The organism is Actinospineispora spinosispora DSM 44797 (genome assembly GCF_000429025.1).
Lineage (GTDB): Bacteria > Actinomycetota > Actinomycetes > Mycobacteriales > Pseudonocardiaceae > Pseudonocardia > Pseudonocardia spinosispora.
Genome location: NZ_AUBB01000020.1, coordinates 67,070 through 80,810, shown reverse-complemented (window position 1 = coordinate 80,810; position 13,741 = coordinate 67,070). Strand labels below are relative to the sequence as shown.

The following is a 13,741-nucleotide window of genomic DNA, read 5'->3' as shown; positions in this document are numbered from 1 at the left end:
TGGCTGACGGAAAGGGTCGTCGAGTGACGAACGAAGAGAAGCTTCGTGACTACCTCAAGCGGGTCACCACCGACCTGCACCAGACCCGCGAGCGGCTGCGCAGGATGGAGGACGACCGGGTCGAGCCGATGGCTGTCGTGGGGATGGCCTGCCGCTTCCCGGGCGGGGTGGCGTCACCGGACGACTTCTGGACCCTGTTGACCACGGACACGGACGCGGTCACGCCGTTCCCCGAGGACCGAGGCCCCGAGTGGGGCAGCGTGTTCGACCGTGATCCGGCCGCGGTGGGCAAGAGTTATGCGCGAGAGGGCGCGTTCCTCGGCGACGCGGCCGACTTCGATGCGCGGTTCTTCGGAATCTCACCCCGAGAGGCCCTGGCGATGGATCCGCAGCAGCGACTGCTGCTGGAGTCGTCGTGGGAGGCGCTCGAAGACGCCGGGATCGACCCGACCTCGCTGCACGGCACGGCCACCGGGGTGTTCGCCGGGCTGATCTACCACGACTACGCGGCCGGTGGGGTCGGCGACGTCGAGGGGTACGTCAGCACCGGGATCTCGGGAGGGGTCGCCTCCGGCCGGGTGGCCTACACACTCGGACTGGAGGGCCCGGCGGTGACCGTGGACACCGCGTGCTCGTCCTCGCTTGTCGCGATACACCTGGCCGCGGCCGCGCTGCGTTCGGGGGAGTGCACGCTCGCGCTGGCCGGCGGCGTGACGGTGATGGCCCGGCCCGGCACCTTCGTGGAGTTCTCCCGGCAGCGGGGGCTGGCGGCCGACGGCCGGTGCAAGGCCTTCGCCGAGGCGGCTGACGGCACCGGCTGGGGGGAGGGCGTCGGGGTACTGGTCCTGGAGAAGCTGTCCGATGCCCGCAGGCACGGTCGCCGGGTGCTGGCCGTGGTCCGGGGCAGCGCGGTGAACCAGGACGGCGCCTCGAACGGACTGACCGCCCCCAACGGGCCGTCCCAGCAGCGGGTGATCCAGTCCGCTCTCGCCGGCGCGGGTCTGTCGGCCGGTGAGGTCGATGTGGTCGAGGGCCACGGCACCGGCACCCGGCTGGGCGACCCGATCGAGGCAGAGGCCTTGCTGGCCACCTACGGTCAGGACCGCGATGCGGGTGGCCCGGTGCTGCTGGGCTCGGTGAAGTCGAACATCGGTCACACCCAGGCCGCGGCGGGAGTGGCCGGTGTGATCAAGATGATCAAGGCGATGGCGCACGGTGTCGTCCCGGCGACCCTGCACGTGGACGCGCCGTCCTCGCACGTCGACTGGAGCTCCGGCGCGGTCGAGCTGGTGACCGAGGCGACCCCGTGGCCGAGCACCGGGCGCCCCCGCCGCGCCGGGGTGTCGTCGTTCGGTTTCTCCGGCACGAACGCCCACGTCATCCTCGAACAGGCCCCGGTCGAGGAGGGCGCCCCGGCCGACGAGGTGATGCCAGGCTCGCTGCCGGTGGTGCCCTGGCTGATCTCGTCCAGGAGCCCGGCGGGGCTCGCCGCGCAGGCCCAGCGGCTCGGTACGTTCGTCCGGTCCCGTCCGGAACTGGAGCCGGCCGATCTCGGTTGGTCGCTTGCCACGACCCGGGCGAGCCTGCCGCACCGGGCGGTCGTCGTGGGAGCCGACCGGGACGAGCTGCTGCTCGGCGTGGAGGCGCTGGCGGCGGCGCCCGACTCAGGCGCGTGTGTGGTCGGTGCGACCGGCAGCCTCGGGCGGGTCGGGTTCGTGTTCACCGGGCAGGGCTCACAGCGGCTGGCGATGGGACAGAGCCTGTACGCGGCCCACCCGGTGTTCGCGCGCGCGTTCGACGCCGCCTGTGCCGGCCTGGAGGAGAACCTCGGTCAGCCGGGCAGGTCGCTGGCCGCCGTCATCCGGGACGACGCCGAGCTGCTGGACCAGACGATGTGGGCCCAGGCGGGGCTGTTCGCGGTCGAGGTCGCGTTGTTCCGGCTGCTGGAGTCGTGGGGCGTGCACCCGGACGCGGTGGCCGGGCACTCCATCGGCGAGCTGGCCGCCGCGCACGTGGCCGGGGTCTGGTCGCTGGCGGACGCGTGTGCGGTCGTCGCGGCACGGGGCCGCCTGATGCAGGCACTCCCGGCCGGCGGGGCGATGCTGGCCGTCCAGGCTTCCGAGGACGACGTCAGCCCACTGCTCGCCGACCACACCGGAGTCGGGCTCGCCGCCGTGAACGGCCCGACCGCCGTGGTGGTCTCCGGTCCGGGCAGCGCGGTGAGCGCGCTGCGGCGGCGGTTCGAGGCTGAGCAGGTGCGGGTACGGGAGCTGCGCGTCTCGCACGCCTTCCACTCGTCGTTGATGGAACCGATGCTTGCCGAGTTCGCCAAGGTCACGGCCTCCGTCGGGTACTCGCGTCCGGACATCGCCCTGGTGTCCACCGTGACCGGCCTACCGGTGACGGACGAGGTCATGGATCCCCGGTACTGGGTGCGCCAGGTGCGGGAACCGGTCCGGTTCGCCGACGCCGTGACCGCTCTGCGCCGGCAGGACGTGCGGACCTTCGTCGAGATCGGACCGGACGGCGTGCTGTCCGCGCTCGGGCCGGCGACCGCCACCCCGGCGTCCGATGCCCCGTCGCCTGCCGGCGAGGCCTGGGTGCCCACGCTGCGGCGCGATCGGGACGACGCCGCGACGCTGATGTCCGCGGTGGGACAGCTGTACACACGCGGTGCCCAGGTGCAGTGGGCGGAGTGCTACGCCGGCAGCGGCGCCCGCCGGGTGCAGCTGCCGACCTACGCCTTCGCCCGGGAGCGTTTCTGGCTCGATCCGAGCGCTGGCAGCGCTGACCTGGTCGGCCTGGGCCAGTCGGTGGCCGGTCATCCGCTGCTCGGCGCCACCGTCAGCCTCGCGTCCAGCGGCGGGCTGCTGCTCACCGGGCGGCTCGGCGTGCGTTCGCAGCCGTGGCTGGCCGAGCACGTCATCGCCGGGCGGGTGTTCGTGCCAGGGGCGGCGCTGGTCGAGATGGCGATCAGGGCGGGCGACGAGATCGGGGCGGCCCGGCTGGCCGAGCTGGTCATGGAAGCCCCGTTGGTACTGCCCGCCGGGGCGTCCGGCGTCCGGGTACAGGTTGCCGTGTCACCGCCGGAGGGCGGCAGGGCGGAAGTATCGATCTACTCGCGGGCCGAGGACGACGACGTCGCCGGTGCCTGGGTCAGGCACGCCGTCGGTGTCCTCGAGCCCGGTGGAAGCGAGCCTGCCGGCGCCGTGGCCGAGCTGGCGACCTGGCCACCGGCGGGAGCCGTGGAGACATCGCTGGCCGGTTTCTATCCCGCGCTGGCCGACGCCGGACTGGCCTACGGCCCGGTGTTCCAGGGCGTGCGCGCGCTGTGGCAGCGGGGCGAGGAGATCTTCGCCGAGGTCACGCTGGACGAGGGCGTCGACGTCGCCCGGTTCGGGCTGCACCCGGCCCTGCTCGACGCGGCCCTGCACGGCATCGCGGTCAGGCGGACGGAGTCGTCGTCGCCGTCGGTGCCCTTCGCCTGGAGCGACGTCGTCATCCACGCCACCGCCGCGTCGACCGCCCGGGTGCGGATCGCCCCGGCCACGAAGGGCGACGGGTTTGCGCTGACCCTGGCCGACGGGGCCGGCCACCCGATCGCCTCGGTGGGCTCGCTGGTCCTGCAGGCACTGCCCACCCACGACCCGGCGCGGGACGCGACGGTGGTGCGCGAGGCCCTGTTCGGACTGGACTGGGTGGCGGCCGCCCCGGCGCGGGTAGGCACGGAGACGCCGTGGGCCGTGGTCGGTGGCCACGGGCTCCCCGCTCTCCCGGCCGCCACACACTACGTCGACCTGGCCGACCTGGGTTCGGCCGTCCAGGGCGGTGCCCCGGTGCCCAGCACCGTGGTGCTTCGCTGCGGCTCAGGGATCGAAGAGGGCGAGAGCACGGTGCCCGCGGCGGCAAGGACGCTCGCGGTCGACGTGCTGGGTGCCATCCAGGAGTGGCTGGCCATGGAGAACATGGCCGGCTCGACGCTTCTGGTCCTCACCGAGTACGCGGTCGATACCGGCACGCGGGTTCGGCCGGTCTGCTCGTCGGTGGCCGGGCTGGTGCGGGCCGTCTCGGCCGAGCACCCCGGCCGGCTGGTCATGGCGGACGTCGACGACCTGGCAGCCGACCCCGGCCAGCTCGGCTCGCTACTGCGTGCCGGAGTGGCCACGGACGAGCCGGAGTTCGCGGTCCGCGACGGGCACGTCCTGGTACCGCGCCTCGTCCGACCGGGCAGGGCGCTGACCGTGCCCGACGGCCGGACCGCCACCGCCGGCTGGCGCCTCGACTTCACCGAGCGCGGCACCCCCGACAACCTGGTACTGGCACCCGCCGACAGCGGTCTGCCCCTGGGGCCCGGGCAGGTGCGCGTGGCCGTGCGTGCCGCCGGTGTGAACTTCCGGGACGTGCTGAACGTGCTCGGCATGTACCCGGGGGACGCCGGCAGCCTCGGTCTCGAAGGTGCCGGCGTGGTGCTGGAGGTGGCGCCGGGAGTGACCGGTCTCGAGCCCGGCGACCCCGTGATGGGCCTGTTCCCGGGTGCATTCGGGCCGGAGGCGGTCACCGACCATCGGTTGCTGGCGCCGGTGCCGTCGGGCTGGACACTCGCGGAGGCAGCGGCCGCCCCGGTGGTCTTCCTGACGGCGTACCACGCGCTGGTCGAGCTGGCCGATCTGCGGCCGGGGGAGTCGGTACTGATCCATGCGGCCGCCGGGGGCGTCGGCATCGCCGCCGTGCAGCTCGCTCAGCATCTGGGCGCGGTGGTGTTCGGGACCGCGAGCCCGTCGAAGTGGCCGGTGCTACGCGGACTGGGCGTGCCGGCCGCGCACACGGCCTCGTCGCGGACGGTCGAGTTCGAGGCCGCGTTCCGGGCCGTGACCGGACACGTCGACGTGGTGCTCGACTCGTTGGCCGGGGAGTTCGTCGACGCCTCGCTGCGCTTGGCGGCGGGCCCCCGTGGCCGGTTCGTGGAGATGGGCAAGACCGACATCCGGGACCCCGATCAGGTGGCGACCGAGCACGACGGCCTCCGCTACCAGGCGTTCGACCTGCTCGAGCTCGATCCGGAGCGGCTCGGTGGGATGCTCCGCGCGCTGAGCAAGCTGTTCGCGGCCGGTGTTCTCGCGCCGCTGCCGGTGGCCGGCTGGGACGTGCGTCGGGCGCCGGACGCCTTCCGGTACCTCGGTCAGGCCCGCCACATCGGCAAGGTCGTCCTGACCCTGCCGACGCCCGAGCTCAGCGGCACGGTCCTGGTGACCGGTGCGTCCGGTGCGCTCGGTGGGCTCGTCGCCCGGCAGCTGGCCACCCGCCCGGGAGTGGCGAACCTGGTGCTGCTGTCCAGACGGGGGCCGCACGCTCCGGGGATGGGTCCGCTGGCCGCCGAGCTCGCCTCGCGGGGGGTCCGGGTCCAGCTGTACGCCGCCGACGTCGCCGACCGTGACCAGCTGGCCACCCTGCTCGCCGGTCTGCCTGCCGAGGCGCCGCTGCGCGGTGTGGTGCACGCGGCAGGCGTGCTCGACGACGGCGCGGTCGGGTCGCTCACCCCGGCCCGGATGCACTCGGTCATGCGGGTGAAGGTCGACGGAGCCTGGCACCTGCACGAGCTGACCAGACACCGTGACCTGAGCCTGTTCGCCGTGTTCTCCTCGATCGCCGGGCTGTGGGGGAGCCCGGGCCAGGGTAACTACGCGGCCGCGAACACGTTCCTGGATGCACTGGCCGCGCATCGACGCCACCAGGGGCTGCCGGCGGTGTCCCTGGCCTGGGGGCCGTGGCAGCTCGACGCGACGCGTGCCCGGGGGATGACCGGGCACCTCGGCCCGGCCGACTGGCAGCGGATGGCCGCCCAGGGTCTCCAACCGCTCAGCGGCGCCGACGGTCTCGCCCTGCTCGGCGCGGTGACCGGCGGCGAGCCGGAGAACCCGGTGCCGGACGGTTCCCGGGCCCTGCTGGTCCCGGCCCGGCTGGACCGTTCGACGCTGGGCCGCCTCGGGGGCAGCACGCCCCCGCTGCTGAGTGGTCTCCTTTCCGGCACGAGACGTGCGGTCGCGCGGGTGAACGCCGCCGCCGGCGGCGGCCTCGCCGGTCGGCTGGCCGGCCTGCCCGCGAGCGATCGCCAGGACACCGTCCGCGAGCTGGTGCTCGGCAACGCCGCGGCGGTGCTCGGGCTGGCGGGGCTGGCCGAGGTGGACGCCGGCCGGTCGTTCCGCGAGCTGGGTTTCGACTCGCTGACCGCCGTCGAGCTGCGCAACCGGCTGGGTGAGGCGACCGGCCTGCGGCTGCCTGCCACCCTGGTCTTCGACTACCCGACGCCGTCGGCGCTGGTCACGTTCGTCCTCACCGAGCTGCTGGGTGCCGCCTCGGCGGTCCCCACCGCCGCCCGCGCCGACGCCGCGCACGGTGACGACCCGGTGGTGATCGTCGGCATGGGCTGCCGCTTCCCCGGCGGTGCCGGTTCGCCCGGCGAGTTCTGGGACCTGCTGGCCTCGGAGACCGACGCCGTGACCGGGTTTCCTCTCGATCGGGGTCCGGCCTGGGACGGTGTCGTCGACCCGGACCCGGCCGCGCCGGGGAAGAGCTACACGTCCGAAGGTGCATTCCTCCCCGACGCCGGTGACTTCGACGCCCAGTTCTTCGGCATCTCACCGAGGGAAGCGCTGGCGATGGACCCGCAGCAGCGGCTGCTGCTGGAGACCTCGTGGGCGGCACTGGAGGACGCCGGAATCGATCCGGTCTCACTGCACGGGAGTGCGACCGGCGTGTTCACCGGGTTGATCTACCACGACTACAGCACCGGCAGCTCGGTCCCGGAGGAGGTCGGGGGCTACGTCAGCACCGGGAACTCCGGCGGGGTCGCGTCCGGGCGGGTCTCGTACGCGTTCGGGCTGGAGGGCCCGGCGATGACGATCGACACCGCCTGCTCGTCGTCGTTGGTGGCGCTGCACCTGGCGGTCCAAGCCCTGAGGTCGGGGGAGTGTGGCCTCGCGCTGGCCGGTGGCGCGACGGTCATGGCGACCCCGGGCACCTTCGTGGAGTTCTCCCGGCAACGTGGCCTGGCCGAGGACGGCCGGTGCAAGCCCTACGCGGACGCGGCCGACGGCACCGGCTGGGGTGAGGGCGCCGGGGTCCTGGTGGTCGAGCGCCTCTCGGACGCTCGCCGCAACGGACACCGGGTGCTGGCCGTCGTCCGGGGCACGGCCGTCAACTCGGACGGGGCCTCGAACGGGCTCACCGCGCCGAACGGTCCTTCGCAGCAGCGGGTGATCCAGTCCGCGCTGGCCAACGCCGGTCTGTCGGCCGGTGAGGTCGATGTGATCGAGGGGCACGGCACCGGTACCCGGCTCGGCGACCCGATCGAGGCTCAGGCGCTGCTGGCCACCTACGGCCAGGATCGGGATGCCGACCGGCCGGTGCTGCTGGGCTCGGTGAAGTCGAACATCGGTCACACCCAGGCGGCCGCCGGGGTGGCCGGGATCATCAAGATGGTGCAGGCGATGGCGCACGGGCTCGTCCCGGCGACCCTGCACGTGGACGCGCCGTCCTCGCACGTCGACTGGAGCTCCGGCGCGGTCGAGCTGGTGACCGGCGCGACCGACTGGCCGAGCACCGGCCGTCCGCGCAGGGCCGGGGTCTCATCATTCGGCTTCTCCGGCACGAACGCCCACGTGATCCTCGAACAGGCCCCCGACACCCCGACGGACGCGGCCGAGGCCGGTACCGGGTCGCTGCCGGTGGTGCCCTGGGTGATCTCCGCCCGGAGTGGATCCGGGCTGGCGCTGCAGGCACAGCGACTGCGCGAGCACCTGGTCTCCCGGCCGGAGCTGCGTCCGGCCGACGTCGCATGGTCCCTCGCGACCACGCGGTCGGCGCTGCCCGAACGGGCCGTGGTGCTCGGAGCGGACCGGACGGAGCTGCTGGCCGGGCTCGACCGGCTCGCGTCCGGTCAGCCGTCGCCTTCGGTGCTGACCGGTTCGGCCGGAGCGGTGGGCAAGGTCGGGTTCGTGTTCACCGGCCAGGGAGCACAGCGGGTCGGGATGGGGCAGCGCCTCTACGCCGAGCATCCCGTGTTCGCCCGGGCCTTCGATGCCGTCTGCGCCGGGCTGGAGGAGCACGTCGACCAGCCGGGTCCGAACCTGAGAGCGGTCATCCGAGGCGACGGCGGCGAGGACCGAGCCCTGGACCGGACGGTGTGGGCCCAGGCCGGCCTGTTCGCGGTCGAGGTGGCACTGTTCCGGCTGCTGGCGGACTGGGGTGTGCGCCCGGCGTTCCTGGCGGGCCACTCGATCGGTGAGCTCGCCGCCGCGCACGTGGCCGGGATCTGGTCCCTGCCGGACGCGTGCGCCGTGGTCGGCGCCCGGGGCCGGTTGATGCAGGCCCTGCCGGCCGGCGGTGCCATGCTCGCCGTCCAGGCCGGTGAGGCCGAGGTCCTCGAGGTCCTCTCCGGCCGCACCGGGGTCGGTGTCGCGGCCGTCAACGGCCCGACCGCTGTGGTGGTGTCGGGAACGGAGCAGGTCGTGGCGTCGGTGGCCGAGGAGCTCACCGGCCGGGACGTCCGGGTGCGGGCCCTGCGGGTGTCACACGCGTTCCATTCGCCGCTGATGGAGCCGATGCTCGAGAAGTTCGCCGGTGTGACGGCCTCGGTGAGCTACCGGCGGCCGCAGATCCCGATCGTGTCCACCGTGACCGGTCGGCTAGCGACGGACGAGATGACGGACCCGGCGTACTGGGTCCGCCAGGTCCGCGAGCCGGTCCGGTTCGCCGACGCCGTCACCACCCTGCGGCAGCTCGGCGCGCGAACCTTCGTCGAGATCGGCCCGGACGCCGTGCTCGCCGCCCTCGGCCCGGAGACGTCCACCGGCGCCGAGGAAACCGCCGAGGGCCAGGAGGCCTGGATTCCCACCCTCCGCCGAGATCGAGACGAACCCGCGAGTCTGGTTGCGGCCCTCGGCAGGTTGCACGCCCTCGGCGGCGCCGTCGACTGGTCGCGCTGGTACGCGGACACCGGGGCTCGGCGCGTCGACCTTCCGACCTACGCCTTCGCCAGGGAGCGGTACTGGCTGACCAACTTGCCCGTCCGGGCGGACGCGGCTGACCTGGGGCAGTCCGTTGCCGGCCACCCGCTGCTCGGCGCGGCGGTCGACCGGCCCGACGACGGTGGCCTGGTCCTGACCGGCCGGCTGTCGCTGAGCACGCAGCCGTGGCTCGCCGACCACGGGACGCCCGGCCTGATCGTCGTCCCGGCGACGGCGCTGGTCGAGATGGCGGTGCGGGCGGGCGACGAGACCGGGCATACCCGGCTGCGTGAGCTCACGGTGCACCGCCCACCTGTCGTGCCCGGCTCCGGCGCGCTCCAGGTCCAGGTCGTGCTGAAGCCGGCCGACCCCACTGACGAGGACCTGCGTGACCTGGCCATCTACTGCCGTCCGGAGACCGAGGCGCCGTACGGCACCTGGACCCGCCACGCCTCCGGTCGGCTCGCCACTGCCGCCCGGGATCGCGCCGAGCCGGTGACCGATCGCGCCGAGGCCGAGTGGCCCCCGGCCGGCGCGCGGCCCCTGCCGCGGCCGACGGACCGGTACATCCGGGCCGTGTGGCGCCGAGGTGCGGAACTGTTCGCCGAGCTCTCCCTCGACGAGACCGTGGACGTCGATGGCTTCGGCGTGCATCCCACCCTGCTGGACTCGGTCCTGTCGCTGGCCGGCCCGGTCGATGGTGCGCCCATGCTTGCCGACACCTGGGCCGACGTGGCCGTGTACACCGCCGGCGCGTCGACCGTACGAGCCCGGCTGGCACCGCTGCCCGGAGCCGAGACGACGTCGGTGACCCTGTCCGACCACGCCGGGCGGCCGGTGGCCTCGGTCGGGGCGGTGACCCGACGCCCACTGTCGCCCGGCGAACTGCCGGCGACGGCATCCGACTCACTGTTCGAGGTGGAGTGGTCACCGGCAGGGCCTGGCTCCGCGCCGGACCCGGGAACAGTGGCCTTCGTCGGGCCCACCCCCGACGACCCCCACCCACTCCGGTCCGACGCACCCCGGTGCTATCCGACGATGGCCGACCTGGTGGCGGCGGTCGCCTCGGGCACGCCGGTGCCGGACGTGATCGTCCTGCGCGACCGGCCGGCCGAGACGCCGGCCGACAGTGTCGCCGGCGCGGCCTTGGCGTCGGTCCTCGCCACCCTGGCGTCGCTGCGGGACTGGCAGGCGACCCAGGACCTCGCGGGGACCCGCCTGGTTGCGCTCACCCACCGGGCCGTCGCGGCCGGAGCAGTGCCGGTCGACGTCAGCGGTGCCTCGGTCTGGGGTCTCGTGCGGGTCGCCCAGTCCGAGTACCCCGGCCGGATCATGCTGCTCGACGTGGACTCGCCAGATGCCGTCGACCAGGCACTCCCCGCCGCGCTGAGGTCGGGAGAGGCACAGCTGGCCGCGCGCGCCGGCACGCTGCTGGTGCCGAGGTTGGTCCCGGCGGCGCTGGCGACGGTGACCCCGGAAGGAGACGCGGCCGGGGACGGTCGCGGGACGCTGTTGGTCACCGGGGCGTCCGGGGCTCTCGGTGGGCTGGTGGCGCGTCGCCTGGTCAGCGCGCGGCGGGCCGGGCGGGTGGAGCTGCTGTCCCGGCGCGGGCCCCAGGCACCCGGACTCGGCACGCTGGCGGCCGACCTCGCCGAGCTGGGAACGACCGCGCACGTGACCGCGTGCGACGCGGCTGACCGCGACGGTCTCGCCTCAGTCCTCGCGGTGATCCCGGCCGAGGAGCCGCTGCGGGCGGTGGTCCACGCTGCCGGCGTCCTGGACGACGGGATCATCGAGTCGCTGACCCCGGCCAGGGTCGAGGCCGTGCTGCGACCGAAGGTCGACGGGGCATGGCACCTGCACGAGCTGACCAAGCACCGGGAGCTGGACAACTTCGTGCTGTTCTCCTCGATGGCCGGCATCTGGGGCAACGCCGGCCAGGGCAACTACGCCGCGGCCAATACCTTCCTGGACGCACTGGCCGCCCATCGGCGGGACGAAGGGCTGCCGGCCACCTCCCTGGCCTGGGGACCGTGGCAGCTGGAAGGGTCCGGTCTTCCCTCGGGCGCGGTCGGCGGCATGGCCGGGGACCTCGACGCAGCTGACCGGCAGCGCATGGCGCGGCATGGCCTGCGACCGCTCGGCGGGGCCGATGGCCTGGCCCGGCTGGACGCGGTGCTCGAGCGGAACCGGCGCGAGCCGGGCTCGGTGCCGGCGTTGCTGGTGCCGGTCGATCTCGACCTCGGTGTCCTCCGCCGCCACAGCGGGGTGGGACTGCCACCGCTGCTGTCCGGGCTGCTCGGTGGTGCCGGAACCGGCCGAGGTCGCTCGGCTCGTCGGGTGGTGGACGCGGTCGAGTCGCCAGAGAGCAACGGGCTGGTCGCGCGGCTGGCCGGGCTCGCCCCTGACGCCCGCGAGCGCGCGGTGCACGACCTGGTCCGGGCTCAGTGCGCCCAGGTACTCGGCCTGCCCGGCCCGGACGCGGTCGGCGCCCACCGGTCCTTCCTCGAGCTGGGGCTGACGTCGGTGACGGCGCTGGAGCTGCGGAACCTGCTCACCGGCGCCAGTGGGCTGCCCTTGCCAGCCAGCGTGATCTTCGACTACCCGACTCCGGGCGAGCTGGCCGGGCATCTGTGCGCGAACGTCGTGCCCGCCGAGACGGCGTTGCCGGTTCTCGACGATCTGGACCGGCTCGCCGCACTGCTCGCCTCGGTGGACGAGCACAGCGAGCGGCGGCCGGAGATCCTCACCCGCCTCGAGGGCCTCACCGCCGACTTCCGGAGCCGGACCTCGGACAATGCGACAGCCTTCCGGGAGCTGTCGGTGGCGAGCGACGCCGAGATGTTCGACCTGATCGACCGGGAGCTCGGCGGCTGACGGGCCCGTGATGATCAACTGCTCGCGGTCGAGGGCCGCGCGGCCACGCCGGCGAAGAGTGCACGGACCTTCCTGCCGTTGACGTTCACGACGACGCCGAGCAGGAGCAGGCCGCAGAGCGCCTGTTCCAGCTTCATCCACCCGGGCAGCAGACCGGGCAGCACCACCAGCACCACGACGGCCACCAGTGAGCCCGCCGCGAGCAGGCGCAGGTTCCGATGGGCCTGGGTGAAGCCTCGGGACGCCCGGACCGCGTAGAGCATCGCCAACACCGAGTCGGCCAGTACGAGGAACGACCGCGTCCACACCGTGGAATTGACCAGCGCCGGTGCGTAATGGTTCAGGAAGAAGGTGGCAATGCACGTCGCGGCGCTCAGGACGATGAAAGCGACAATGAGGTTTCGGGTGGTTCGCAGCGCGCGCCGAATGGCCGAGTGGGATGCATCGCTCGTGGTCTCTGGGGTGACATTGGCGGACTTCATGGGAATCCTTCCCTTCGGTGTGGGTACCTGGGCGAACGTCGGTGCGGCCGTGACGCGCAGCGTTCGGTCGCCGGGCCTACTGGAAGCGCAGGGCCTCGATCGGGCGTAGCCGGGAGGCCCGCAGCGCGGGATAACCACCGGCGCTCAGGCCGATGAACAGGCTGAACGCCATCGAGATGACGCCGGCCGGCACAGAGATCGTGGGCTGGCCGAACGCCGGTGCGATCGCGGTGATCAGCTTGCCGGCGGCCAGGGTGGACGAGATTCCGAAGAACTCGCCGAGCACCCCGCCGACTCCGGCGAGCACGATCGCCTCGATGAGGAACTGTTTCATGATGGCACCGCGCCGGGCCCCCAACGCCTTGCGGATGCCGATCTCCCGGGTTCGCTCGGTGACCGAGACCAGCATGATGTTGGTGACTCCGATGCCACCGACGAGCAGTGAGATGCCGGCGATGAACACGGTGAAGTAGGTCATGTACTTGATCGTCTGGTTCATCTTGTCGATCTGGCTCTGGAACGCCTGCAGGCTGTAGTCGCGGTGGCTCGGATCCTGGATGGCGTGCTCCCGGTCGAGAACGGTCCGAATCTGGTCCTCGACGGCGTCCAACCGTTGGGGATCGTCAGCGCGGACCACGATGGTGGCCAGCTGGTCTCCGCCGACCAGGTACCGGCGCGCCGCGCCGAGCGGCATCATCGCGGCGTTGTCGCTCTGCCCGTCCGGGGCCAGGATGCCGATCACCCGGAAGTTCGTGCGCTGGATACGAACGGTCTTGCCCAGTGCGGAGGTCTGGTCGCCGAACAGTGCCCCGGCGATCTCCGGCCCGAGCAGGGTGACCCGCTCGCTGGCCTTGTACTGGGCCTGGTCGAACATCGAGCCGAGCTGCACCGTGCGGTTGGCGACCGCCAGGATGTCGGTCGTCGAGCCGGTCACGGTGCCCTGGTACTTGCGCTGCCCGTAGCTGACCGTGGCCGGGCCGCCGACCACCGGGGTGACGCTGGCGATGTCGGGTGCGGCCGAGGGGTCGCGCAGTGCCCGTACATCGGAGTCGGTGAGGTTGCGGGAGTCCGAGCCGAGCTCGCCACCGGTGGTCCTCGAGATGTTGATCTGGGAGGCGAAGGCCCCGAAGGTCTCGTTGAAGCCGGCTTTGACGGCGTTGCCGAGTCCGACCAGCAGGATGACCGCGGCCACCCCGATCACGATGCCCACCGTGGTCAGCAGGGATCGGAGCCGGTTGTTCCGCAGGCTCTGGAACGCCATGGTCATCGCCTCGCGCAGATACATGACAGTGGGTGCCTCTCCGCTGGGTGATGCGCTGGCCGAAGCATGCGCGCACGCGGCCGACCGCCACATCGGTCGCGGAGTGGAACTTGCCG

The 13,741-nt window shown here is 73.2% G+C and carries 3 protein-coding genes; 1 reads left to right on the top strand and 2 read right to left on the bottom strand.

Annotated elements, in window-relative coordinates:
- The first annotated feature begins 23 nt into the window (after positions 1-23).
- A complete protein-coding gene (locus G406_RS0108040) occupies positions 24-11,882 on the top strand; it encodes a type I polyketide synthase (RefSeq protein WP_028933448.1) in 11,859 nt (3,952 codons plus the stop codon).
- 14 nt (positions 11,883-11,896) lie between these two features.
- Here G406_RS0108040 and G406_RS45330 read toward each other — a convergent pair whose 3' ends face one another.
- Positions 11,897-12,364, bottom strand: coding sequence for a hypothetical protein (locus tag G406_RS45330; RefSeq protein WP_051341805.1), 468 nt, complete (start codon positions 12,362-12,364; stop codon positions 11,897-11,899).
- Between the two features lie 76 nt (positions 12,365-12,440).
- Complete coding sequence (locus G406_RS0108030; RefSeq protein WP_028933447.1) at positions 12,441-13,649, bottom strand: ABC transporter permease; 1,209 nt, start codon at positions 13,647-13,649, stop codon at positions 12,441-12,443.
- Between the last annotated feature and the right edge of the window lie 92 nt (positions 13,650-13,741).